Origin of the sequence: Streptomyces sp. NPDC101160, assembly GCF_044768205.1 — a bacterium.
Classification (GTDB): Bacteria; Actinomycetota; Actinomycetes; order Streptomycetales; family Streptomycetaceae; genus Streptomyces.
In genome coordinates, this window is sequence record NZ_JBIWPJ010000001.1 from 563,165 (window position 1) to 585,012 (window position 21,848).

The 21,848-nt window shown below is 74.3% G+C and carries 22 protein-coding genes; 10 read left to right on the forward strand and 12 right to left on the reverse strand.

The genetic code is table 11. From position 1 onward, the window contains the following. Positions 1-8: 8 nt before the first annotated feature. Positions 9-908 (reverse strand): DUF4436 family protein, encoded by a 900-nt coding sequence (locus tag ACIRSU_RS02505; RefSeq protein WP_403788378.1) that lies wholly within the window; start codon positions 906-908, stop codon positions 9-11. Positions 909-1,261: 353 nt separating this feature from the next. On the opposite strand from ACIRSU_RS02505, the gene ACIRSU_RS02510 reads away from it, so the two are divergent. Beyond that, complete coding sequence (locus ACIRSU_RS02510) at positions 1,262-2,125, forward strand: hypothetical protein (RefSeq protein WP_403788380.1); 864 nt, start codon at positions 1,262-1,264, stop codon at positions 2,123-2,125. Positions 2,126-2,335: 210 nt separating this feature from the next. Here the strand turns inward: ACIRSU_RS02510 and ACIRSU_RS02515 are convergent, their stop codons facing one another. The 4 genes from ACIRSU_RS02515 to ACIRSU_RS02530 form a co-directional block, all read right to left on the reverse strand. Next, the gene (locus tag ACIRSU_RS02515; RefSeq protein ID WP_403788382.1) at positions 2,336-2,590 is read right to left on the reverse strand and encodes a hypothetical protein; all 255 of its coding nucleotides are present in this window, start codon (positions 2,588-2,590) and stop codon (positions 2,336-2,338) included. Positions 2,591-2,705: 115 nt separating this feature from the next. Continuing rightward, positions 2,706-3,521 carry a DUF4232 domain-containing protein gene (locus tag ACIRSU_RS02520; RefSeq protein WP_403788384.1) on the reverse strand — a complete coding sequence of 272 codons (816 nt, stop codon included), beginning with the start codon at positions 3,519-3,521 and terminating at the stop codon, positions 2,706-2,708. Between the two features lie 114 nt (positions 3,522-3,635). Continuing rightward, positions 3,636-4,058: an SRPBCC domain-containing protein gene (locus ACIRSU_RS02525; RefSeq protein ID WP_403788386.1), complete on the reverse strand. Its 423-nt coding sequence runs from the start codon at positions 4,056-4,058 to the stop codon at positions 3,636-3,638. Beyond that, positions 4,055-4,456, reverse strand: a complete 402-nt coding sequence (locus ACIRSU_RS02530) for an ArsR/SmtB family transcription factor (protein WP_403788388.1) — start codon at positions 4,454-4,456, stop codon at positions 4,055-4,057. The genes ACIRSU_RS02525 and ACIRSU_RS02530 overlap by 4 nt, the downstream gene beginning before the upstream one ends. 122 nt (positions 4,457-4,578) lie before the next feature. On the opposite strand from ACIRSU_RS02530, the gene ACIRSU_RS02535 reads away from it, so the two are divergent. After that, positions 4,579-5,058 (forward strand): NUDIX domain-containing protein, encoded by a 480-nt coding sequence (locus ACIRSU_RS02535; RefSeq protein ID WP_403788390.1) that lies wholly within the window; start codon positions 4,579-4,581, stop codon positions 5,056-5,058. Positions 5,059-5,121: 63 nt separating this feature from the next. Beyond that, positions 5,122-5,367: a hypothetical protein gene (locus ACIRSU_RS02540; RefSeq protein ID WP_403788392.1), complete on the forward strand. Its 246-nt coding sequence runs from the start codon at positions 5,122-5,124 to the stop codon at positions 5,365-5,367. A 290-nt stretch (positions 5,368-5,657) separates the two neighbouring features. Here the strand turns inward: ACIRSU_RS02540 and ACIRSU_RS02545 are convergent, their stop codons facing one another. Then, positions 5,658-7,589 (reverse strand): NAD-binding protein, encoded by a 1,932-nt coding sequence (locus ACIRSU_RS02545; protein WP_403789378.1) that lies wholly within the window; start codon positions 7,587-7,589, stop codon positions 5,658-5,660. Between the two features lie 478 nt (positions 7,590-8,067). On the opposite strand from ACIRSU_RS02545, the gene ACIRSU_RS02550 reads away from it, so the two are divergent. Next, positions 8,068-9,336 (forward strand): D-alanyl-D-alanine carboxypeptidase family protein, encoded by a 1,269-nt coding sequence (locus ACIRSU_RS02550; RefSeq protein WP_403788394.1) that lies wholly within the window; start codon positions 8,068-8,070, stop codon positions 9,334-9,336. A gap of 111 nt (positions 9,337-9,447) precedes the next feature. Next, the gene (locus ACIRSU_RS02555) at positions 9,448-10,122 is read left to right on the forward strand and encodes a DUF6058 family natural product biosynthesis protein (protein WP_403788396.1); all 675 of its coding nucleotides are present in this window, start codon (positions 9,448-9,450) and stop codon (positions 10,120-10,122) included. 31 nt (positions 10,123-10,153) lie between these two features. Here the strand turns inward: ACIRSU_RS02555 and ACIRSU_RS02560 are convergent, their stop codons facing one another. Continuing rightward, positions 10,154-10,501: a DUF3040 domain-containing protein gene (locus ACIRSU_RS02560; protein ID WP_403788398.1), complete on the reverse strand. Its 348-nt coding sequence runs from the start codon at positions 10,499-10,501 to the stop codon at positions 10,154-10,156. Positions 10,502-10,532: 31 nt separating this feature from the next. Next, positions 10,533-10,787, reverse strand: coding sequence for a DUF5133 domain-containing protein (locus tag ACIRSU_RS02565; RefSeq protein WP_403788400.1), 255 nt, complete (start codon positions 10,785-10,787; stop codon positions 10,533-10,535). Between the two features lie 240 nt (positions 10,788-11,027). Between ACIRSU_RS02565 and ACIRSU_RS02570 the strand changes: the two genes are divergently transcribed. After that, complete coding sequence (locus ACIRSU_RS02570) at positions 11,028-12,065, forward strand: NAD-dependent epimerase/dehydratase family protein (RefSeq protein WP_403788402.1); 1,038 nt, start codon at positions 11,028-11,030, stop codon at positions 12,063-12,065. A 153-nt stretch (positions 12,066-12,218) separates the two neighbouring features. Here the strand turns inward: ACIRSU_RS02570 and ACIRSU_RS02575 are convergent, their stop codons facing one another. Next, positions 12,219-13,070: a glutathione S-transferase C-terminal domain-containing protein gene (locus ACIRSU_RS02575; RefSeq protein ID WP_403788404.1), complete on the reverse strand. Its 852-nt coding sequence runs from the start codon at positions 13,068-13,070 to the stop codon at positions 12,219-12,221. Between the two features lie 343 nt (positions 13,071-13,413). Between ACIRSU_RS02575 and ACIRSU_RS02580 the strand changes: the two genes are divergently transcribed. The 4 genes from ACIRSU_RS02580 to ACIRSU_RS02595 all read left to right on the forward strand — a co-directional run bounded on the left by ACIRSU_RS02580 (position 13,414) and on the right by ACIRSU_RS02595 (position 17,412). Then, positions 13,414-13,872: an RrF2 family transcriptional regulator gene (locus ACIRSU_RS02580; protein WP_403788406.1), complete on the forward strand. Its 459-nt coding sequence runs from the start codon at positions 13,414-13,416 to the stop codon at positions 13,870-13,872. Between the two features lie 322 nt (positions 13,873-14,194). Continuing rightward, positions 14,195-15,502 carry an acyl-CoA dehydrogenase gene (locus tag ACIRSU_RS02585; RefSeq protein WP_403788408.1) on the forward strand — a complete coding sequence of 436 codons (1,308 nt, stop codon included), beginning with the start codon at positions 14,195-14,197 and terminating at the stop codon, positions 15,500-15,502. A 148-nt stretch (positions 15,503-15,650) separates the two neighbouring features. Further along, positions 15,651-16,535, forward strand: coding sequence for a universal stress protein (locus ACIRSU_RS02590; RefSeq protein ID WP_403788410.1), 885 nt, complete (start codon positions 15,651-15,653; stop codon positions 16,533-16,535). Between the two features lie 184 nt (positions 16,536-16,719). Next, positions 16,720-17,412, forward strand: a complete 693-nt coding sequence (locus tag ACIRSU_RS02595) for a CAP domain-containing protein (protein WP_403788412.1) — start codon at positions 16,720-16,722, stop codon at positions 17,410-17,412. Positions 17,413-17,485: 73 nt separating this feature from the next. Here ACIRSU_RS02595 and ACIRSU_RS02600 read toward each other — a convergent pair whose 3' ends face one another. From ACIRSU_RS02600 to ACIRSU_RS02610, 3 genes are all read right to left on the reverse strand, one after another. Next, positions 17,486-19,042, reverse strand: coding sequence for a sigma-70 family RNA polymerase sigma factor (locus ACIRSU_RS02600; RefSeq protein ID WP_403788414.1), 1,557 nt, complete (start codon positions 19,040-19,042; stop codon positions 17,486-17,488). Positions 19,043-19,161: 119 nt separating this feature from the next. After that, positions 19,162-19,452: a hypothetical protein gene (locus ACIRSU_RS02605; protein WP_403788416.1), complete on the reverse strand. Its 291-nt coding sequence runs from the start codon at positions 19,450-19,452 to the stop codon at positions 19,162-19,164. Positions 19,453-19,580: 128 nt separating this feature from the next. Beyond that, positions 19,581-21,806, reverse strand: a complete 2,226-nt coding sequence (locus ACIRSU_RS02610; RefSeq protein WP_403788418.1) for an NADP-dependent isocitrate dehydrogenase — start codon at positions 21,804-21,806, stop codon at positions 19,581-19,583. Positions 21,807-21,848: the final 42 nt, after the last annotated feature.

Sequence of the window (21,848 nt, forward strand, 5' to 3'; positions counted from 1 at the left end):
CCGGAGGACTAGGGGGTGTCCTCCGAGCGGAGGGCCGTGCGGACCCCGGTGATCACCACCACGGTCAGGCACAGGGCGATGACGGTCTCCGCCCACAGGAAGGCGAACCAGTCCAGCACGCAGCCGATCGGGGGCGAGCCGGGCGCGGTGTTGCGAAACGCCGCGAGGGCGAAGAGGGTGGCGGCCATCCAGGAGAGGGCGGGCCAGACCAGGCCCTGGCCGCGGGTCGTCAGATACCAGGCTCCGAGCAGCACCGCCGCCGCCAGCGCCCACATCACGCCCATCATGAACACCGCGAAGACGAGCAGGCTGCCCGACCGGGTCAGCGTCAGCGCCATGGCGGCCTCCTGCCGGGCGGCCGTGGGACGTGCCGAGGCGGAGAACAGCGTGTCGTTGTTGGAGAACAGCAGACGCACCGGCACCTGCCTGCCGCCCAGCCGCGCCCGGAACCCGATGGTGGTCTCGTAGCCGTCGAAGGGGTAGTCGCTGATCGACCCGTCCGCGACGGCGACCCGCACGTCCCTGGTCGCCAGCCGCTCGTGCGCCGCGAACTCCAGGTCGCTGAGGGTGGCCCCGGAGGTCTGGAGGCTGAGGTCGGCCACCGGGGCCGCGCCCTCGGCCTCGCCGAGGGTCCCGTGCACGGTGACCCAGACGCGCAGGTCGAGCTCTTTGGCCACGGCGTCGACGTGTTGGACGGTGGCCTCCACGTCCACCCGCTCGGCGGCCCCCGAGCCGACGGTCCGGACCGTTGCGACCGACTCCCGCTCGGTGAACTGCAGCGACGAGCCCACGGCCACCGCCGCCACGATCAGGACCACGATGGGCAGCAGGACCGGCAGGAGGGACCCCCCGGAGCGGCGCGGGCGCCGCGGGCGGCGTGGGCGGCGTGGGTCCGACGGTGTGGCCATGGTGACTCCGACGGGGTAGGGAGGGGAGCGAACGCGGCCGGCCCGCCCCAGGGAGCAGGCCGCGCGGTCCAGGCGGTGGGCTCTGGCAGCTGGCGCGGCAGGCCGTGTGACACGGTCCGGCCCCATCGTGTCGGACGAACCGCGGGGTCGCGGCTCGTGACCGCTTCGTGTGCACCCGAACGCACCAGCAGGTGGCGCCGGGACAGCGCTCTCCGCCCTGGCCGCCCCGGTCCTCACCGGGGCGGCCAGCCCCGGCCCGACGTCGCGGCGCCTGTCCGATCCGCGGATTTCCCGGGTATCAGGCCTCCTACTCGCCGCCAGGGTCGAGCGCGGCGCCGGTCCTGCTGGGCACGGTGCTGGACCCGAAGCCGATCGCCGCGACCGGCAACTACCTGGGCTTCCGGTGGAACTTCAGCAGCGAGCAGGAACGTGAGGCGTGGACCAACGCCCGCAAGGCGACCGCCACCGCGTACGGCACGCCGGTGACCAGCACGGTCGCGATCGCCACCAAGGGCGTCTTCGCCGAGGCCGTCCTGGGACGCGCCAACTCGGCCGAGAAGATCGACCTGACCCGGTTCTGGGACTGGAAGGACTCGCCCATCCAGATCACCCCGGCCGACATCGCCCCCGTCTCCACCGCTTCGCGCGCGCAGAACCTGGACACCAAGGTGGCGCCCCTGGGCGCCTCCGAGGCGCGGTTCACGCCCCTGGTGGCGATGCCCGACCCGGCCGGGCTGCAGACGGCGCAGGCCAGCCCCACCGCCAACCTGTTCCGCGACATGAGCGGCATCAACACCGTCACCCAGGTCCTCACCAAGGGCATCGAGGCCACCGTGAGCAACGACAAGGCCGCCGGCGAACGCGGCCAGGAAGCCCTCAAGACCGCCACCGAGCACCTGCAGAAGATGCAGCAGCTGGCGAACAGCCGCCGCCAAGGGGGCCGCGTCCGTGGCCACCGGCGGAGCCGGCAACCTCAGCGCCCTCGGCGGCATGATGAACCAGGGCAAGGACGGGGCGGACAAGAAGCAACCCCGCCACACCACCCCAGCAACCGCACCCGCGGCCCGCCCCGACCCCTTCGGCGCGGACCGCGGGCGCGTGCCGGGCTGCGGCGACTGCCACCCCACCCTCAGATGATCAAGATCCGATCATGGAGGAACGGGAACGGTCATCATCAGTCAAATGATGGTTCGTCATGTTTTGTGAAGCTAGCGTGATTCGACAGAGCCCGTTCGTTCGGCCGGGCTTCTCATCCCGCGAGAGGCGGAACACATGGCACTGACCACCGACCACACGGCGATACGCCCGGGGCGGCTGCGCCGCCTGCGGCGTGGCGCCGGAGCAGCATGAGCGAGCGCGGTCCTCGGCGCCGCGGCTGCGGTGCTGCCGGCGGTGCCCGCTCCCGCGGCCGACCCCGCGTCCCTGCTCTACATCCCCTCCGGCCACGCCAACGTCCACGGCGTCGACCCGGCCACCGGGGCGACGGTCTCCACCCTCCCGAGCGGCGGGGCGTCGCCGTACGCGGCGGTCACCCCGGACGGCTCCCAGGTGCGGACCGGCAGCAGCCCATACGCCCTCTCGGTGGTCGACACCGCCACCAACACCGTCGCCGCCACCATCCGGGTCCGGGGCGCGTTCGGGGCGGCGGTCAGCCCGGACGGCACGCGCGCGTACGTCAGCAACAGCCAGGACCCAGCCCTCCAGCACCGCCCGCTGGGCATCGGTGACCGACAACGGCGGATTCCTCGGACCCGGACGACTCATACCCAACTAACGGCGAATCTCCGACTCAGGTCACTAGCTCGCCGCGACCGGGCCGATGGTCAGCGAGTGCACGGTGGGGCCCGCGCAGTGCTCCGTCTTCCACGGGACGAAGAGCGCGGCCTTCTGATCCGGCGGGTAGATCCGCAGGCCCTCGGCGGGAGAGAGCTTGCACTGCGCCGGGTCGTAACCGCTGATGCCGTTCGCGTCGCGCAGCTTGGCGCTCGCCCGACCGCCGGGCTTGAGGGTGACGGTGGTGACCGTACCCGGCTCGCGCACGGCGGTGTTTCCGGACTGCACGCCGTTCTGCGCCACGTAGGAGACGCCCGGGTAGCCGGTCATCGTGCACGTGACGGTGGAGCTGTTGGTGAACACCAGGGTCGCGTAGATCGAACCCGCGGCGGGTTCGGGGGTCGTCAGGGCGGCCGAGAGCTGGCTGCTCCTGCACTTCTGGGGAGCGCCGCCACTCGGGTGGGTGGTCCGGGTGGTGCTGCCGGACGAAGAGGGCGGGGCCTGCGGGGCGGACGGGGAGCTCGTACCACCGGACGGCGTGTTCGGCGCCGAGGGAGCCGACGGGTTCGAAGGGGCCGACTCGGTCGACGGGGCCGACGGATTCGGGGCGGGGGCGCTCGGGTTGGAGGAGGACGAACAAGCCGTCAGCGCCAGCGACGCGGCGGCGAGGACGACGACCGGGAGCACGGCCCTTCCTGCCTTCCGCCGTGGCGGCTTCGGGGCGGCCGCGTCCCGTCCGCTTCGAGCCGGCCATGGCGGCATCCCGCGTCGTCCGCGCCCGCGCGGTTCCACTTCGCCCGTCCCGGCGCTGCCGGGGTGGCTCGAACGTGCCTCGATCATGTCTTCACGGTACGCCCGCCCTGCCACTCGGCACCAGAGCCCTGACCTCGCGGGGACCCCGTCCGCGCCGGCGGCCCTGAGCTCGTAGGACCGCCCCGGCCAGGCGTCGTTGCCCTACGAGACCGTCTCCTCCAGGAGGGCGCCGAGGCGGTCGAGGACGTGCGGCCAGCCGTGGCCCATCCCCTCGAACGCCTGGCGGCCGAGCGGCGAGTCGAGGTCGAAGCCGGCGTGGGTGAGGAAGAGGCGGGTGCCCCTGCCCTCCGGTTCGAGGCACCAGGTGATCGTGGTGTCGAGGGAGCCCTCGGCGAAGCGGTACGCGAGGAGGCGCTCGGGGACGGCCTCGGTCACCTCGCAGGGCTGGCTGCCGAAGTTGCCCATGTCGAGGGTGAAGCGGTGGCCGACGACCGGCTTCACGTCCCCGGCGGCCCACCAGCGGGCGTGCAGCTCGGGGTCGGTGAGCGCGGCCCAGACGGCGGCCGGCGGGTGGGGCAGGAACCGGGCGAGGCGGATGGTGTCGCTCTCGGGCTGGTCGCTCATGTCTCGTTCTCCTCGTTCTCGTCGTGCGCGTTCTCGTCGTGCGCGTTCTCGTCGTGCGCGCTCTCGTCGTGCTCGTGCTCCCGCTGCTGGTCCCGCTGCTCGTCGAGCAGGTCGGCCAGGGCGTCCAGGCGCTGCTTCCAGTAGTGCTCGAAGGGATGCAGCCACTCGCTCACCTCGGCGAGCGGGGCCGGCTTCAGGTGGTAGTAGCGGTGCCGGCCGCGCGGCTCCTCCCGCACCAGGCCGGCGGACTTGAGCACGGCCAGGTGCTCGGAGACAGCGGGCCGGCCGAGCGCGAAGAGTCCTGCCAGCTCGCCGGTGGAGCGCGGGCCGTCCCGCAGCGTTTCGAGCAGTTTGCGGCGCACCGGATTGGCCAGCACGCCGAACACATCAGTGGGCATGCCGCCACGATACGTCGGGATTCTCCGACGCATCAAAGATTTCCGACGGGTCGGGCCGCCCGGTGACCGGTGAGCGGCGAGCTGCGGGGCACGCGGGACCGGGGTCCGCCACACTGGGCCGTATGCCCGAGAAGCGCAGCGCCGGTCTCCTCCTCTTCCGCCGCACGTCGGACGGCGGCACGGAGGTCCTGATCGCCCACATGGGCGGCCCGTTCTGGGCCTCGCGGTCCGAGGCGGCCTGGTCGGTCCCCAAGGGCGAGTACGGGCCCGGCGAGCCGCCCGAGGCCGCGGCGCGCCGGGAGTTCGAGGAGGAACTGGGGCTTCCGGCGCCTGACGGAGAGTGGATCGCGCTCGGCGAGGTGCGGCAGCGCAACGGAAAGCTCGTCACCGTCTGGGCCGTGGAGGCGGATCTCGACCCGGCCGCGGTGGTGCCGGGGAGCTTCACGATGGAGTGGCCGCGCGGTTCGGGCGTGCAGCGCGAGTTCCCGGAGATCGACCGGGTCGGCTGGTACGGACTCCCGGCGGCCGAACCGCTTCTGGTGGCGGGTCAGCGGGAGTTCCTGGCGCGGCTCGCGGCGCACCTGGACGCCGCCGGGGCCTGATTGTCAGACCCGTACGAGAGGGTGGAAGGCGTCAGTCTCGAACGAACCGACAGGGAGCCCGACATGACGACCGTCACCGGCCGCGAGCGCGCCGCCGCCCAGGCCTATCTGCGACTGCTCGAATCCACCCAGGCCGTGCTCTCCGACCCGCGCCTCGAGCCGTACGCGGCGGCGATGCTCACCCATCCGATGGCGGAGGCCGACGCGGCGCTGCGAGAAGCGGGGCTTTCCGGGAACGAGGCACGACTGCTCGGCCTGGTCGCCTCCCTGCGGGCCTCCCCCGCACCAGAACGGGGGAGGGCCGGGTGAGGGGGTCGCCGTGAGCTCGGGTCGCCGAGGGCGGCGGCCACCGCCCTGAGGCGGTCCGTCGCCCTGAGGGGGTCAGTCGCACGGGCCATGCCGAGGGCGGCGGCCACCGGCCTGAGACGGTCTGTCGCCCTGAGGCGGTCCGTCGCACGGGCCATGCCGAGGGCGGCGGCCACCGGCCGCCCTGAGGCGGTCCATCACCCTGCGGCGGTCCGTCGCACGGGCCGCGTCGAGACCGGGCCGCCGCCCTGCGGACGGTGGCCTGGCGTGCCGCGGCAGCTGCGGTCCGCCGCTCAGCCGACCGTCTCCCCCGTCGGCTCGGTGGGCTCGCCCTCCGACGCCCGCCTCGGGTGGCGGCCGTGAAGTTCGGCGAGACCGCGGCGGGTGGTGGCGAGGACGACGCGGTCGCCGGCGCCGAGGACCGTGCCGGCCGGGAGCTCCCAGGCCGGGACGTAGCCGGAGCGGTCGTGCGGGACGCCGGCGCCCCCGCGGGCGATGACGCGCCAGGCACCCGGGCGGAACGCCTCCGCGACCGTGCGGCCGTTCAGGAGGGGATGGTCGGCGACGTCGAGGGCGGCGAAGAGGAGCACCCGGCGTTCGACGGGGATCGCGCCGAGGATCTGGCGGCCGATCATCGACCCGGCGAAGGCGGGCGCCGCCAGGTGCGAGACGCTGCGGCTGCGGGTGACGGCGTGCGGGTAGGCGGTGCGCAGGGTGCGGTAGACGGCGGTGGCGAAGTCGTCGTCGTACAGGCGCAGGGCGACCCGCAGCTCGGGGCTGAGCGAGCGGGCGTGCAGCGCGGCCTCCAGGTTGGTGATGTCGACGCTGGTGAGGGCGAGCAGGGCGCGGGCGCGGTGGATGCGGGCGGCCTCCAGGACGCCCTCCTCCGTGACGTCGCCGATGACGGTCGGCACCCGCAGCCGCCGGGCGAGCGCGAGCCCGCGCGCCTCGGGGTCGGCCTCGACGCAGACCACGGGGATGTTCATGCGGCGCAGCCGGGCGAGGACGCGGGTGCCGACCTTCCCGAGGCCGAGGAGCACGACGTGCCCGGAGAGTCCGCGCGGCGGGCGGCGCAGCGTGGTCGCGCTGCGGAAGGTGCCGAAGGCCTCCAGGAGCGCGGCGATCACCACGGGCAGCAGGAGCAGTCCGACGAATCCGGCGAGGATCTGCAGCACCTGACGGCTGGTCGGCTCGCCGACGGCCGGGTCGCCGATGGCGAAGATGTCGAGCAGGATCAGATAGGCCGCGTGCAGCGGATGGTCGCCGGTGGTGAGGGTGGACGCCAGCGCGAGGGCGACGACGGCGGCCGCGACCCCGGCGAGCGACCAGCGCAGCCGCCGCGAGAACAGCGAGCCGACGGGCAGCGCGGAGGCGCTGAGCCAGCCGGGGGTCTGCGCCGGGCCCTCGTACCGGACCGTCTCGAGCGCGACGACGCCCCGCCCGGGCGCGGCGGCCACCTCGGCGTCGCCGGGCAGCAGCCGCGGCCGCTGGTCGCCGCTGCGCTCGGAGCCCTCGCAGCCGGCCGGGTCGCCGGCGGTCGCGGAGAGCAGGGCGAGCGGGCACAGGCCCGGGTCGGCGACCTCGCCCGGCGCGGGCGGGGTGCGGTCCACGGCGTGCAGCAGCAGACCGCCCGCCTGGATGACCTTCTTGCTGCCGGAGACGGCGGTGGCCGCGAGCGCGGGCGCGGCGGTGTCCGCGTCGGAGAGCACGGTCGTGGCGGCGTCCAGCTTTCCGGGGTCGAGGCCCGGTTCGACGACGGCCGCGGCCTGGTCGAGGAGGGTGGCCAGGTGCTGGCCGAGGCGGCGGTTGTAGAGCCGGATGACCAGCCGGAGGCGCGGGTTGAGCCGGCGCGCGGTGAGCGCGGTACGGATGTTGCGCTCGTCGTCCTCGTGGACGAGGGCCAGCGCTGCGGCCCGCTCGACGCCCGCGTCGAGCAGCACGGCGTCGTCGACCTCGGCAGTCTCGACGACCCGGACAGCCGGCCGGTCCTCCACGGCCCCGACCCCGCCACCGGTCCCGGTCCCGGTGGTGCGGGTGACGGCGGCCGTGACCCGTCCGAAGAGCGCCATGGCCCGGCCGGTGCGCGGGGCGGGGCGCCCGGCCCGGTCGGCCCGCCCGGACCGCTCGCCGGGCGGCGGGACGAGCAGGGTGACCCGCTCCCCGTACATCTCGTTGAGTTCGGCCGAGAGCCGGTGGGCGAGGACGTCGTCGCCGCAGACGATCATGTGGTCGGACGGCGGCGGGGCACCCGTCGGGGCAACGGGCCTGCTCTGGTTCGGGAGTGAGGACACGTCACCAGGATGCCCTGCCGCCCGGAAGGCCGGGGCAGGCCGGGTCGCTTGCCTGCCGGAGGACGGGGACCGGCCGTGCGACGCGGAGGGCGGGCTCGCCGGGCTCCCGGCGCGCCGGCGGCCTCTGGCGCCGCTTCGGCGCGCCGCCCTGCCCTGCCCCGCGCCGCCCCGCGCCGCCCCGCGCCGCCCCGCGCCGCCCCGGCGCCATGATGTCGACCCGCGGGCGAGCCGCCGGCCCCGACACCGACGCGGCGGCGATCCGGTGGTGACCTGTGGGAACCCGATGGTCCGTCGGCGCCGACCCGCCGGCGACCGGATCGAGGCCCGGCGCCGACCCGTCGGGCGGCGGCCTCCTACGCCGGTCGGCGCAGTCCGATCTGCGGGGCGCGGGCGGCGTTCCTACGGTGGCTGAATGATCGTCATGCCAGCTCTCCGCCATGCCGCCGCCGGTGCCGCGGCGTTGCTGCTCGCCCTGCCGGTCCCGGCGGCCTCGGCCGCCGCCGTCGCGGAGCCCACCCCGCCCGCGCGCTCCTTCGTCGATCCCGCCCGGCTCGACCGCTCCGGCACGCAGGTGCAGCCGCTGCGCGGCGCCCCGGAGCTGCCGTCCGTCTCCGCGCTGTCCTGGCTGGTGGCCGACGCGGGCACGGGCGAGGTGCTCGCGGCGCGCAACGCGCACCGGCCGCTGCCGCCGGCCAGCACGCTGAAGACGCTGTTCGCGCTGACGGCGCTGCCGCACCACGCGCCGGACGAGCGCCACACCGTCCGCGACGAGGAGCTGGAGGGCATCGGCGAGGGCAGCAGCATGGTGGGTGTGAAGGAGGGCTTCACCTACAAGGTGTCGGACCTGTGGAACGGGGTCTTCCTCAGCTCGGGCAACGACGCCGTGCACGTGCTCGCCGCCCTGAACGGCGGCTGGGAGTCGATGACGAAGCAGATGCAGGAGAAGGCCCGCTCGCTCGGCGCCCGCGACACCCGGGTGGTCTCGCCGGACGGCTACGACGCCCCGGGTCAGGTGTCCTCCGCGTACGACCTGGCGGTGTTCGGGCGGGCGGGGCTCCAGGACCCGCAGTTCACCCGCTACTGCTCGACCGCGTACGCGGACTTCCCGGCCGGCGGATGGTCGTACGGCATCGTCAACACCAACCGGCTGCTCACGGGCGCGGACGGGGTGGCGCGCTACCCCGGGCTCATCGGCGTGAAGAACGGCTACACGAGCAACGCGGGCAACACCCTGGTCGCCGCCGCCCGGCGCGGCGGGCGGACCCTGGTGGTGTCGGTGATGAACCCGCAGGGCGGCGGCGGGTTCTCCGTGTACGAGGAGGCGCGGGAGCTGCTCGACTGGGGCTTCGACGCGTGGGGCCGGGTGCAGCCGGTCGGCTCCCTGAAGCCCACGAAGGACCTGCGCAAGGCTCCCGGAACCGCGCCCTCGCCGGAGTCGGTGCAGGCCCAGGCCCAGTCCCAGTCCCGGGCGCAGACCCAGGACCAGGCGAAGGCCCAGGCGAAGGCGGGCCCCGGGACCGGTGCCGGCGTGCAGGCCGCGGCGGCCGGCGGCCACGGCGCCGCCAAGGACGCCGCCCCGTCCGGCGGTGCCTCGGGACTGCCACTCGCCCTGGTGGGTTCGGCGCTCGGCGCCGCGCTCTCCCTGTGGCTGTGGCGCCGCTTCGGCGCCCGCGGCAACTGACGGACGGGGACCGGGCTCGCACCGTTCGGCGGTGGCCGAACCGCGGCGCGCCTACCGTCGTCCGGACGCCGCCCGGGAGCTGCCGGGGCGGCCTGCCGGGAGGAACGGGCGATGAGCACGGACAGCACGACGGACAACAGGACGGACTGGACGGCGGACAGGACGACGGACAGGACGACGGAGGGGGCGGCGGAGGGGGCGTACGCGGCGCAGGTCGCGCGGCGGTTTCGCGAGGTGAACGGCGAGCATCCGATGACGGCCGAGGACGACGCGTACGTGAGCGCGCAGTTCACGCCCCTGGAGACGCTGTGCGCCGCACTCGGCAGGGACGCGGCGCGGACGCGGCGGCACATGCTGGCAGGGCTGCTGCCGCTGCCCGGGTATCTGCGCTCCGACGGCGCGCAGATGGTCCCGCACGATCTGTTCGCGCTCGCCGACGCGGCGGGCGGTCCGGAGCGGCTGCGCGACTGGTTCACGGCGCACTGGGCGGATCCGGTGGTGGGCGCCGCCGAGTGGGAGGCGTATCGGAGCGGGCAGTACGTGTGTCTGCACCGCGTCGCGCCGGACACCATCATGCGCAAGGACGAACTGACGGCCGCGATCACGGACGCCGTCCGTTCGCCGCGGCCGGAGTCCCCGCTGTGGTCGGCCGCGCTGCATGCCCTGGTCGACGAGCTGGACGCGCTGGAACCCGGCTTCGCGCCCTACGACCGGCTCCGTTTCGGCGGGCCGACCTCCCGGGACACCTGTATCGATGCCGTACGGGACCGCTTCTCACGCCCCTGACGGACCGCCCGGCCCGCTTGTGGTGTGCCGCTCAGGTGAGGTCCTTCTCCTCGGGGCGGGGGCGTTCGTCACCGGTCAGATGACTGCGCGACCAGCGGAGCAGCAGCCGCAGCAGGCACACCAGTGTGAGCACCCAGACGACGGCGAAGCCCCACATGAGCACCGGGATGCCGGTGGCGACGGCCGCCGCGAAGAGGACGACCGCCGCCGCACCGAAGACGACCGCGGCGGGGCCCATGAGCCGGACGCCGCGGAACCGGATCCGCAGCCTGCTGGTGCCGAGGGCCCGGGCGAAGGAGGCGTCCGTGGCCAGGTCTTGTTCGATCTCGTCGAGGATCCGCCGCTCGCGCGGCGAGAGCCGTGAACCCGATCCGTCCATCGCCGGCACCTCCCACCCGTGGCCGTTCGAGCTAGTCGGCGCTTACCCCGCTCACGCTCGTCGAACCGCACACGCCGAAGCCGGGCGCGGTCTGCGCCACGTAGCGCTCGGCGGCGTGCACCGCCTGGCGTGCGCTGCGCTCTCCCATCAGGACGCACAGCGTGTACGCGGTGTCCTCGAACCGCCGCCGGGCGGCCAGGTCGTAGGGCGTGGTCAGGACCACCCGCTCCTGGGCTCGGAAGGTGCGCAGCAGGCGGTCGATCGTGGTTCTGTCCGGGAGCAGCATCCGGTCCTCCGGTCCTTCTGAGGGCCGCACGGTCACGCGGTCGTGCGGTCGTGCGGTGACGCGGTCACGCGGGCGTGCGGCCGTGCGCTGATGCGGCCGTACGGCCCACTGGTCCCCGGCCCGTCCATCGTGGGGTCAGCCGCTCACGCGCGCGACCCATGGCGTCACGATGTGTCACCGGTACCGCTCCGGCGGGTTCCCCCGCATGCGCGGGCGCCCGCGATGGCGGAAGGTCGAGACATGAGCCCGAGCGAGCGACTGCGCGTGGTGGTCACCGGCGCCACCGGGAACGTCGGGACGAGTCTGATGCGGGCCCTGGAACGGGAGCCACGGGTCGCGTCCGTCCTCGGCCTGGCCCGCCGCCGGCCCCAGCTGGCGCTGGAGCGGACCGAGTGGGCGGAGGTGGACCTGTCGCGGGAGGGCGACGCGCCGCGGCTCGCCCAGTACGTGGCGGACGCGGACGCGGTGGTCCATCTGGCGTGGCGCTTCCAGCCGACGCACGATCCGGTGGAGACGTGGCGGGCCAATGTGCTCGGCTCGGTACGGGTCTTCGACGCGGTCGCCGCCGCGCGCGTCCCGGTCCTGGTGTGCGCCTCCTCGGTCGGCGCCTACTCCCCCGGCCCCGAAGGAGGCGCGCCGGTGTCGGAGGGGTGGCCGACGCACGGCTGGCCGGGCGCCGCGTACACCCGGGAGAAGGCCTATCTGGAGCGGGTCCTGGACACCTTCGAGCGCGATCATCCGCAGACGCGGGTGGTGCGGATGCGGCCCTGCTTCCTGTTCAAGGAGGAGTCGGCGAGCGAGCAGCGGCGGATCTTCGCCGGGCGGTGGTTCCCCGGGCAGCTGTTCCGGCCGGAGTTCGTTCCGCTCGTGCCGGAGCTGTCCGGCCTGAGCTTCCAGGCCCTGCACACCGACGACGCCGCCGACGCCTATCGGCGGGCGCTGCTGCGGGACGTGCGTGGCCCGTTCAACCTGGCGGCCGAGCCGGTCGTCGACGTCGAGGTGCTCGCCGACATGCTCGGCGCGCGACCGGTGAAGGTGCCGAACTCGGCGGTCCGCGGCGCCCTTTCGGCGGCCTGGCGGATGCGCCTGCTGCCCGCCTCACCGGATCTCTTCGACGCGGTGCTGCGGCTGCCGCTGCTCGCCACCGACCGGGCGCGGCACGAGCTGGGCTGGGAGCCGTCCAGGACCTCGGTCGAGGCCCTGGAGGCCTTTCTGCGCGGCGCCCGCACGGGCGGCGGCGACGCCACCGAACCCATGGCCGGCCGCCGCTTCGGCTGACCGGCCGGGCCGACCGGATGGCGGCCGGGCCCGGCCCTTTCAGGCCCCGTCCCGATCCCGTTCAGTCCCCGTCCCGGCCCCCGTCCCGATCCCGTTCCAGTCCCCGTCCCGGCCCCCGTCCCGATGCCGTTCCGGCCCCCGTGCCGGTCCCGCTCAGCCCCGCGCTGCGCCCCAGTCCACGATCCGCATCGCGGCCCCCGCCGCCTCCTGTCCCCGGCAGTGCGCCCGGTGGCGGGCGAGCAGTCCCTCCACGTCGAGGTGCCGTCCGAACTCCGGCCGGGCGGCGAGCCGTCCCGCGTACGCCCACAGGGCGGCGTGTCCGGCGACCCGTTCCATGGCGGCGGCGTCGAGGTGCCAGCGGTGCACGGTGTCGAGCTGCACGAGCGTGACCCAGACGGTGACGTCGGCGGCGGTCGGGGTGTCGCCGAGGACGTACGGGTGGCGGGCGAGGCGCCGTTCGAGTGAGCCGAGCGCCGCGAACAGCACGGTGAGCGGGTCGCGGTGGGCCGCCGTGTCGTCGAGGCCGAGTTCGCCGGCGCGCTGGGCCGCGGCCTGCACGCTGTGCTCGCACAGGTCGGCCACGGCCCGGATCTCGTCCTGCCGGTCCTCGGGCAGCAGCTCGGGGCGGCCTTCGCCGCGGAAGCGCAGGGCGAGGTCGCGCAGGATGTCGGGCACGTGGGTGGAGACGATCCGCCCGGTCCAGCCGTCGCTGAGCACGGGCGCGGCCGCCGGGCCAGTGTAGAGATGCGCGCTGGCCTCGTACAGGGGCCGCAGCACGGCGTAACCGCCGTCGGCCGTGTCGGGGCGCGCGGGCAGCACGGTGAGGGGGAGCACCTCGTCGAGGCCGAGCAGCGCGTGGGTCACGGCGACGCCCAGACAGTCGGGGTCGGCGGCGGCGAGATGAAGCCGGTAGCGGTGCGGCACGGGGTAGTGGCCGCTGCGCATGTCGCGGCCGATGCGGCCCCGGAAGTCGGGGGTGGCGGTGATGACGGGGACGACGGACATGGTTCTCCCAGGGTGCTCGGTGCTGGGTCGCGGGCGCACGACGTCGCAGGGCGTCGGCGCGCACCGGGAGGCAGCAGAGGTACGGGAAGGGGGTGCCGGACAGCGGCGGGGAGGGACAGGGCGCGGGGGCTCTCTAGGCCTGGGCGCAGACTCGCAGCAGATCGATGTGACGGCGGGAGGTCAGGGCCAGGGGTCGCGGCGGCCGGACGGCAGTTGCCGTGTCCGGTGCGGGCCTGGCGCTCATGATTTCCTACCTGTTCGCTCGGATTCCCGTCTCCGAGTGTGGGAGCGGTCGCGGCACTCGTCAAGGGTGCGGAACGGCTCGGCTAGGCATAATGCGCGTATGCGCATTTCAGCCAGGGCCGACTACGCGGTGCGCGCCGCGCTCCAGCTCGCCGCGGCCCAGGACGCGGGGCCGGTGAAGGCCGAGGCCATCGCCGAGAACCAGGGGATCTCGCACAAGTTCCTCGAGGGCATTCTCGGCGACATGCGCAAGGGCGGTCTGGTGCAGAGCCAGCGCGGCGGCAACGGCGGCTACTGGCTGGCCAAGCCGGCCGCGGAGATCTCGGTCGCCGATGTGATCCGGTGCGTGGAGGGGCCGCTGGTGTCGGTGCGCGGGGTGCGGCCGCCGGAGCTGTCGTACACCGGTCCGGCCGAGTCGCTGCTGCCCCTGTGGGTCGCGCTGCGGGCGAACGTCCGCCAGGTGCTCGAAGGCGTCTCGCTGGCCGACATCGCCGCGGCCAAGCTGCCGCCGGAGGTCGTCGCGCTCGCGGAGGCCCCGGACGCCTGGACCAACCCCTGACCCGGCCCTGGGCCGTCCCCGACCAACCCCTGACCGGCCCTGGCCCGTCCCCGACCAACCCCTGACCGGCCCTGGCCCGTCCCTGAACCACCCCCGGACCACCTCCGGTACGCCCGCGGACCCCGGACCACCCCCGACGACCCCGGATCGCCAAGTCCCCGGAAACCCCCAGTTCGTGACGACTCCGTCCACAATCCGGGACTCCGATGTCCGCGATACGGACGGCTCTTGGGGGTCGCGACGTCCCTCTGCCACTATCCCTACTAATCCAGTGGGAATACAAGGGATCCGGTGAGGTGACGTGAGAACGCCGAAGAAGTCCATGCGACGAACCGCCTCCGCGCCGCTCGACCGCCCCGGCGACGACGCCATCTGGCCCCGTGTCACCCGCGAGCTGGCCGACGACCTCGCCGTCGACGCGCTCGCCCGCGACCGGGCCGGCAAGGCGCCGTTCGACGAGGTGGCCCGGCTCCAGGAGGCGGGCCTGCCGGCCCTGCTCACCGCGCCGGGGCCCAGCGGGCGCGGCGCGGAGTGGCACACCGCGTGCGGGGTGGTCAGGGAGATCTCGGCGGCGGACGGCTCGATAGGCGAACTCCTCGCCCACCATTGCGTCCTGTCCTGGACCTCGCGCTTCCTCGGCTCGGGCCCCGCACCCGGCTCCGGCTCCCGCTCCGCCGCAGGACCCGTCTCCCCGGACCTCCTCGCCCGCACCGTCGACGAGGGCTGGCTGCTCGCCGGGGCCGTCGAACCCGTTCCCGCCGGGCTCGACCTGACCCCCGCCGGCGGCGGCGCCTATGTCCTCGACGGGCGGCGCTCGTTCGCCTCCGGGGTGACGGTCGCCGACCGGCTCGTCGTCGGGGCGCGGTGTACGGAGACGGGGGACCTGCTGCTCGTCCTGGTGGACCCGGCGCACCCGGCCGTGTTCACGGAGCCGTACGCCGAACGGGTGGGCCAGCGCCTCGCCGGGGCCGGCACCGTCACCTTCGACCGGGTGCCGGTCGAAGCCGCCGACGTGCTCGGCGCGCTCCCCCACGACGAGCACGCCGTCGCGCCGTACTCCACGCTCGCGCCGCTCGCCCTGCGGCTGCTCCTGGTGCACGTCGCGCTCGGCGTCGCCGAGGGCGCCCTCGCGGAGGCGCGGGACATCAGCCGCGCCACCCAGGCCGGACCGGTGCCCGCCGCTGCCGCGCGAGCGGGCGGATCCGTCGAGCCGGGGCCCGCGGACGACCCGTACCTCCTGCTCGCGTACGGGGAGCTGGCCACGGCCGCGCACACCGCCGCCGCGGTGGTGGAACGGGCCACCGACGCCTTCGCGCACGGGCTGCTCGCCGAGCGGGAGCTCGACGTCGAGGAGCGGGCCGACATCGCCGTCCTGGTCGCGGCGGCCGAGACGGTCGCCAACCGCGCGGCCATGGACATCACCACCCGCGTCCTGGAACTCGTCGACCAGGCGCTCCGGCAGGCGACCGGCGCCGACCCGCACGGCAGCGGGCCCACCGGTCCCGGCTTCGACCGCTTCTGGCGCAACGTCCGCGCGCTCACCGCCCCGGTCTCCCCGGACCACCGGCTGCGCGACATCGGCGACCACTACCTGCACGGCACCCACGCCCGGCTCACCCTGTTGGCGTAACCGGCGGGCGCGCGCGTGCGGATGGGGGCCGGACGGCTCGGCACGTCGGGACCTCCGGCCCTCCCTTGCCTCGGCCGATGGGCCCAAGCTGGAGACATGCGGGTCCGCAGCCCGGCGGGCCCGACACCGAGCCGACGGAGGCAGCCTGATGAGTCGTGAGATCGTCGCGGGAGTGGACGGTTCCCCGGAGAGTCTCGCCGCGGCGGACTGGGCCGCCCGTGAGGCGGCGCACCGGGGTCTGCCGCTGCGTCTGGTGCACGCCTGGCGCTGGGAACCTCTCGCCCTGCCCCTCGATCAGGACCCGACCGCGCAGCAGCGGGTGGCGCGCGAGGTGCTGCGCGGAGCCGAGACGGCCGTCGCGGAGCGCCACCCCGGGCTGCCGCTGTCCGCCCAGGTCATCGGCGACACGCCGGTGGCCGCGCTGCTCGGCACGGTCGGTGAGGCCGAGCTGCTCGTGATCGGCTCCCGCGGCCACGGCGCGCTCACCGGCTTCCTGCTCGGCTCGTACGGGCAGCAGATCATCGCCGCCTCCCCGGTGCCGGTGGTCGCCGTCCGCTCCCGCGACGGCGAGACGGTCACCGAGGGGGAAGCGCCCGGGGAGATCGTGGTGGGCCAGGAAGGCAGCCCCGAGGACAGCGCGCCCGTGCTCAAGCTCGCCTTCGAGACGGCGGCGGCGCACGGGGCCTCGGTGCGGGCGGTACGGGCCTGGAGCCTGCCGCCGCTGATCGCGTACAGCCCGGGTTCGCTCGCGCTCGCCGACGAGGCCGGCGGGCTCGTACCGTACGAGGAGAAGGCACTGCGCGAGGCCCTGACGCCGTGGCGGGAGCGGTTCCCTGACGTACCGGTGACCGAGCACGTGGAGCTGGGCAGCGCCGGGCAGGTGCTGCTCTCCCAGTCCGGGTCCGCCCGGCTGCTCGTGGTGGGGCGGCGGGCGCGGCGCGGGGCGCTCGGGCAGCGGATCGGCTCGGTGGCGCACGCGGCACTGCACCTGGCGCCGTGCCCGGTCGCCGTCGTGCCGCACGAGGAGGCCTGACGCCCGGCTCTGACGTGCGGGCCTGACGCCCGGGTCTGACGTGCGAGTTTGAGGCGCGGGATTGACGCTTGCGGTTGACGAACGGTGTCGGGTCCGCCGGAGCAGGAAAGTGATATCGCCGTCTGATCACTCCGATCAGTCCGATCCCTCTGATACCGGGATCCGATACCGGGAACGGAGCTTCATGCGGCACGACGCGTACGAACCCGACGACACGTCCCTCCCCCGGATGCGGGCCGGGCGAACCGGGCGCGGCCGGCACCGGCGGCGGACGGGACTGCGCCGCCCGTCGTTCCGTACGACGGTGGCGACGGCCGGAACGCTGGCGGCGGCGGTGACCGTGGCGACCGGCGTGTACGTGATGACGCTCGGGTCCCCGGCGGACGCGGGCGCGGCCCCGGCACCGCCGCTCTCCTCGGCTCCCCAGGTGTCGGTCGTCCGGCCCGTCGTCGCCTGGGTGTCCGCGCCGGAAGCGGCGGCTGCCGGGACCGCCGCGCAGTACGTCTCCCAGGTGGTCATCCTGGCCAACCGCGAGCGGGAGAAGGCCGGTTGCGAGCCGCTGCACGCCGACCCCAAGCTGCGGGAGGCGGCCCAGGAGCACGCGGACGACATGGCGGAGCGCGGCTACTACGCCCACGACAGCCCGGACGGGCGGAACGCGGGCCAGCGGATCACCGCCGCCCACTACGACTGGGATTCCTGGGGCGAGAACATCCACCGCGGTCCGCACACACCGGCGCAGGTGGTGGACGACTGGATGAACAGCGAGGGGCACCGCAAGAACATCCTCAACTGTGCGTTCAAGGACATCGGCGTGGGCGTCAACCTGGCCGACAACGGCCCGTGGTGGGTCCAGGACTTCGCCACCGGCCGCTGACCGGCGACCGGCGACCGGCGACCGGCGACCGGTGGTTGGTGCCGGATGACCGTTGACTGGCAGCCGGGCCCGGTCAGCGCAGCGGCGTGGCGAGGTCCTGGACCCAGACCGTGCCGTCGGGGCCGGGCACCGCGGCGACGCCGGTGTCCCGGAACCGGCAGTCGAGCAGGTTGGCGCGGTGGGGCGGGTCGGCCATCCAGTCCGCCACCACCGTCGTGGGGTCGGCCTGGCCGCGGGCCAGGTTCTCGGCCCAGGCGCTCCAGGTGTAGCCGCCGGCCGTCATCCGGCCGCCCGGATCCGAACCGCCGGGTCCTTCGTGCCCGTAGAAGCCGCGCCGGACCATCTCCCTGCCGTACGCGGCGGCGACCGCGGAGAGCTTGGGGTCGACGTGCAGCGGGCCGCAGCCTGCCGCCGCCCGATGCCGGTTGACCAGCCGGTTCACCCGCTCCTCGGGGCTTGGCTCGGGCGCCCGTGTCCGGCTGGGGCTCGGCGTGGGCGGCGCGGTGGTGGACGGCCGGGGCGCCGGCACGGGCACGGTGCGGCTCGGCGCGGGTGCGGTCGGCGTGGTGACGGCAGGGCCCGGTGCGGCCGCGGCCCGCCGCGCGCCGCGTTCCCCCGGCCCGGGCCCCGGCACGAGGAGCACCGCGGCGCCGAGCAGTGCGATCACTCCGGCCCCGACGAGCAGCCCGCGCCGTGCACCGCCCCCGGTCTTCGCAGGCGTCGGCGACACCTCGTACGGCACCGCGTCCGCCGCGTCCGCCATCTCCGCCGTGTCTGCCGCGTCCACCGTCTGCGCCGTGTTCACTGTGAAGTCGGTGAGGTCGGTGAGGTCGGTGAGGTCGGTCAGGGCGCCCCGACCCGCCCAGGCCACCAGCGGGGGCACCAGGGCGAGGCCGACGAGCAGGCCCTCGGCCGGGGCGAGGCCGCTGCGGGCGGGGGCGCAGTGGCGGCAGCCGTCGAGGTGGCGGGCGAGGCGCTTGCGCCAGAGCGGGGAGGGGCGGCCGTCCCAGGCCGCGGTGGTCTCGGCGAGTGCGGGGCAGGGCGGCACGGCGGCGAGGGCGCGCACCACGGCGCGGCCGGTCTCCAGGCGCTCCTTCATCCGCTGGACGCGGACGGCGGCGTGCCGGGGCGGGAGGTCGAGGGCGGCGGCCAGTTCGGCGCGGCCGATGTCGCCGGCCGCCTCCAGCCACCACAGGGAGAGCAGCTCGCGGTCGTCCTCGTCGAGCCAGCGGGTGGCCTCGGCGACCTCGCGGCGCTGGCCGGTGAGGCCGAGGCGCAGGATGGCGAGGCCGGTGAAGTCGCCGGCCGGGTCGGCGAGGGCCTCGGCGTGGTGGAGGCCGGGCAGCGGTGCCTGCTGGCGTTCCCGCCAGCGGTGCCGTATCCGGTTCATGGCGATGGCCACCAGCCAGGCCCGGAAGCGGGCCGGGTCGCGCAGGCCGGGCAGGCCGTCGAGGGCGCGGACCATCGTCTCCTGGACGATGTCGTCGACGTCGGCGTGGCCGTCCAGGGCGCGGCCGACGATGTTGTAGACGAGCGGCAGGAACGCCCGTACGAGCTCGTCACCGGCCCGTGCGTCACCCGCCCGCGCCGCCTCGACGAGCATGGCGGTGCGGTCCTCGACGCTGTTCATGTCCCGACTCTCCCCTGGTCTCCCACTGCGCCGGCCGCCGGTGCGGCCCGCCGGTCAGGAGACCGCCGGGAGCGGTCACGACAACACTTTTCACCGTCCCGCCGTCCGGCCGGGGCGCGCTACCCCGACAGGTGCGGCATGGTCGGGACGGTGGCCTGACCCCCTGCCCGCACGGCCGCGACCACCAGGTCGTGCAGGTCCCGGCTCGCCTCCTCCGATCCGCAGGGGACCGGACTTCCCGACATGGTGAACCAGTCGGATGCGCCGCTGTACTGCACGGCCACGCGTGCCTCGCCGTCGATGTAGGTGGTGTGCACGGTCAGATCGCCCGTGAGCACACCGACCTCGTCGGTCAGCACCCCGCCACGCCCGGTGTAGACACCGGCGGTCGTCCATGATGCCCAACTCATCCATCCAGACTCACACCGGTACGCCGGATGCGCCACCGACACGACCGCCCCGGCCGGAAGCTGTCCGGCCGGGGCGGTCGGGCGTCACCGCGGTGTCATCTGAACGTCACCGCGGCTCGGCTCACGCTTCAGGCGAGGGTCGCGAGGGCCTCGTTGAAGGTGGCGGACGGGCGCATCACGGCCGCGGCCTTGGCCGGGTCGGGCTGGTAGTAGCCGCCGATGTCGGCCGGGGAGCCCTGGACGGCGTTCAGCTCGTCGACGATCTTCTGCTCGTTGGCGCCGAGCGCCTCGGCGAGCGGGGCGAACGCCTTGGCGAGCTCCGCGTCCTCGGTCTGCCGCGCCAGCTCCTGGGCCCAGTAGAGGGCCAGGTAGAAGTGGCTGCCGCGGTTGTCGATGCCGCCGAGGCGACGGGTCGGCGACTTGTCCTCGTTGAGGAAGGTGCCGGTGGCGCGGTCCAGCGTGTCGGCGAGGACCTGGGCGCGGGCGTTGCCCGTGGTGGTGGCCAGGTGCTCGAAGGAGGCGGCCAGCGCGAAGAACTCGCCGAGCGAGTCCCAGCGCAGGTAGTTCTCCTTGACCAGCTGCTGGACGTGCTTCGGGGCGGAGCCGCCGGCGCCCGTCTCGAAGAGGCCGCCGCCCGCCATCAGCGGGACGATCGAGAGCATCTTGGCGCTGGTGCCGAGCTCCAGGATCGGGAAGAGGTCGGTCAGGTAGTCGCGCAGGACGTTGCCGGTGACCGAGATGGTGTCCTCGCCGCGGCGGATGCGCTCCAGGGAGAACTTGGTGGCCTCGACCGGGGACAGGATCTTGATCTCCAGGCCCTCGGTGTCGTGCTCCGCGAGGTACGTGTTGACCTTGGCGATCAGCTGGGCGTCGTGGGCGCGGTTCTCGTCCAGCCAGAAGACGGCCGGGGCGCCGGTGGCGCGGGCGCGGGTGACGGCGAGCTTGACCCAGTCCTGGATCGGGAGGTCCTTGGTCTGGCAGGAGCGGAAGATGTCGCCCTCGGCGACCTCCTGCTCCAGGACCGTGTTGCCGGCGGCGTCGACGACGCGGACGGTGCCGGCCGCGGCGATCTCGAAGGTCTTGTCGTGGGAGCCGTACTCCTCGGCCTTCTGCGCCATGAGGCCGACGTTGGGGACGGAGCCCATGGTGGCCGGGTCGAAGGCGCCGTGGGCGCGGCAGTCGTCGATGACGGCCTGGTAGACGCCGGAGTAGGAGTGGTCCGGCAGGACGGCGAGGGTGTCGGCCTCCTGGCCGTCCGGGCCCCACATGTGGCCGGAGGTGCGGATCATGGCCGGCATCGAGGCGTCGACGATGACGTCGGACGGCACGTGCAGGTTGGTGATGCCCTTGTCGGAGTCGACCATGGCGAGGGCCGGGCCGTCGGCGAGCTCGGCGTCGAAGGACGCCTTGATCTCGTCGCCGAGGCCGTGCGGGATGGTCTCCAGGCCCTTGAAGATGGCGCCGAGGCCGTCGTTCGGGGAGAGGCCGGCGCCGGTGATGACCTCGCCGTACTTGGCGAAGGTCTTCGGGAAGAAGGCGCGCACGACGTGGCCGAAGATGATCGGGTCGGAGACCTTCATCATGGTGGCCTTGAGGTGCACGGAGAACAGCACGCCCTCGGCCTTGGCGCGGGCGACCTGCTCGGCGAGGAAGGTGTTGAGGGCGGCGGCGCGCATCACGGAGGTGTCGACGACCTCGCCGGCGATGACCTTGAGCGGGGCGCGCAGCTCGGTGACGGTGCCGTCGGCGGCGACGTGCTCGTAACGGAGCGTGGTGTCCTCGGCGATGACGACGGACTTCTCGGTGGAGGCGAAGTCGTCCTCGGCCATGGTGGCGACGTTGGTCTTGGACTCGGGGGTCCAGGCGCCCATGCGGTGCGGGTGGGTCTTGGCGTAGTTCTTGACGGCGCCGGGGGCGCGGCGGTCGGAGTTGCCCTCGCGCAGGACCGGGTTGACGGCCGAGCCCTTGATCTTGTCGTAGCGGGCGCGGACGTCCTTGTCCTCGTCGGTCTTCGGGTCGTCCGGGTAGTCCGGCAGCGCGTAGCCCTGGGCCTGGAGCTCGGCGATCGCGGCCTTCAGCTGCGGGATCGAGGCCGAGATGTTCGGCAGCTTGATGATGTTGGCCTCGGGCGTCTTCGCCAGCTCGCCCAGCTCGGCGAGGGCGTCGGCGATGCGCTGGCCCTCCTCGAGACGCTCGGGGAAGGAGGCGATGATGCGCCCGGCCAGGGAGATGTCACGCGTCTCGACGTTGACGCCGGCGGTCGAGGCGTACGCCTTGATCACGGGCAGGAACGAGTAGGTCGCCAGGGCGGGCGCCTCGTCAGTGTGCGTGTAGATGATGGTCGAGTCAGTCACCGGGTGTGCTCCGCTCCACGTCTGCGTCTGCGTCTGCAAGAT

What these genes read in the sequence shown, in the direction of transcription:
- ACIRSU_RS02505 (WP_403788378.1), bottom strand. Translation starts at nt 908, where the DNA reads ATGGCCACACCGTCGGACCCACGCCGCCCACGCCGCCCGCGGCGCCCG.
- ACIRSU_RS02520 (WP_403788384.1), bottom strand. Translation starts at nt 3,521, where the DNA reads ATGATCGAGGCACGTTCGAGCCACCCCGGCAGCGCCGGGACGGGCGAA.
- ACIRSU_RS02525 (WP_403788386.1), bottom strand. Translation starts at nt 4,058, where the DNA reads ATGAGCGACCAGCCCGAGAGCGACACCATCCGCCTCGCCCGGTTCCTG.
- ACIRSU_RS02530 (WP_403788388.1), bottom strand. Translation starts at nt 4,456, where the DNA reads ATGCCCACTGATGTGTTCGGCGTGCTGGCCAATCCGGTGCGCCGCAAA.
- ACIRSU_RS02535 (WP_403788390.1), top strand. Translation starts at nt 4,579, where the DNA reads ATGCCCGAGAAGCGCAGCGCCGGTCTCCTCCTCTTCCGCCGCACGTCG.
- ACIRSU_RS02540 (WP_403788392.1), top strand. Translation starts at nt 5,122, where the DNA reads ATGACGACCGTCACCGGCCGCGAGCGCGCCGCCGCCCAGGCCTATCTG.
- ACIRSU_RS02545 (WP_403789378.1), bottom strand. Translation starts at nt 7,589, where the DNA reads ATGATCGTCTGCGGCGACGACGTCCTCGCCCACCGGCTCTCGGCCGAA.
- ACIRSU_RS02550 (WP_403788394.1), top strand. Translation starts at nt 8,068, where the DNA reads ATGATCGTCATGCCAGCTCTCCGCCATGCCGCCGCCGGTGCCGCGGCG.
- ACIRSU_RS02555 (WP_403788396.1), top strand. Translation starts at nt 9,448, where the DNA reads ATGAGCACGGACAGCACGACGGACAACAGGACGGACTGGACGGCGGAC.
- ACIRSU_RS02560 (WP_403788398.1), bottom strand. Translation starts at nt 10,501, where the DNA reads ATGGACGGATCGGGTTCACGGCTCTCGCCGCGCGAGCGGCGGATCCTC.
- ACIRSU_RS02565 (WP_403788400.1), bottom strand. Translation starts at nt 10,787, where the DNA reads ATGCTGCTCCCGGACAGAACCACGATCGACCGCCTGCTGCGCACCTTC.
- ACIRSU_RS02570 (WP_403788402.1), top strand. Translation starts at nt 11,028, where the DNA reads ATGAGCCCGAGCGAGCGACTGCGCGTGGTGGTCACCGGCGCCACCGGG.
- ACIRSU_RS02575 (WP_403788404.1), bottom strand. Translation starts at nt 13,070, where the DNA reads ATGTCCGTCGTCCCCGTCATCACCGCCACCCCCGACTTCCGGGGCCGC.
- ACIRSU_RS02580 (WP_403788406.1), top strand. Translation starts at nt 13,414, where the DNA reads ATGCGCATTTCAGCCAGGGCCGACTACGCGGTGCGCGCCGCGCTCCAG.
- ACIRSU_RS02585 (WP_403788408.1), top strand. Translation starts at nt 14,195, where the DNA reads ATGCGACGAACCGCCTCCGCGCCGCTCGACCGCCCCGGCGACGACGCC.
- ACIRSU_RS02590 (WP_403788410.1), top strand. Translation starts at nt 15,651, where the DNA reads ATGAGTCGTGAGATCGTCGCGGGAGTGGACGGTTCCCCGGAGAGTCTC.
- ACIRSU_RS02595 (WP_403788412.1), top strand. Translation starts at nt 16,720, where the DNA reads ATGCGGCACGACGCGTACGAACCCGACGACACGTCCCTCCCCCGGATG.
- ACIRSU_RS02600 (WP_403788414.1), bottom strand. Translation starts at nt 19,042, where the DNA reads ATGAACAGCGTCGAGGACCGCACCGCCATGCTCGTCGAGGCGGCGCGG.
- ACIRSU_RS02605 (WP_403788416.1), bottom strand. Translation starts at nt 19,452, where the DNA reads ATGAGTTGGGCATCATGGACGACCGCCGGTGTCTACACCGGGCGTGGC.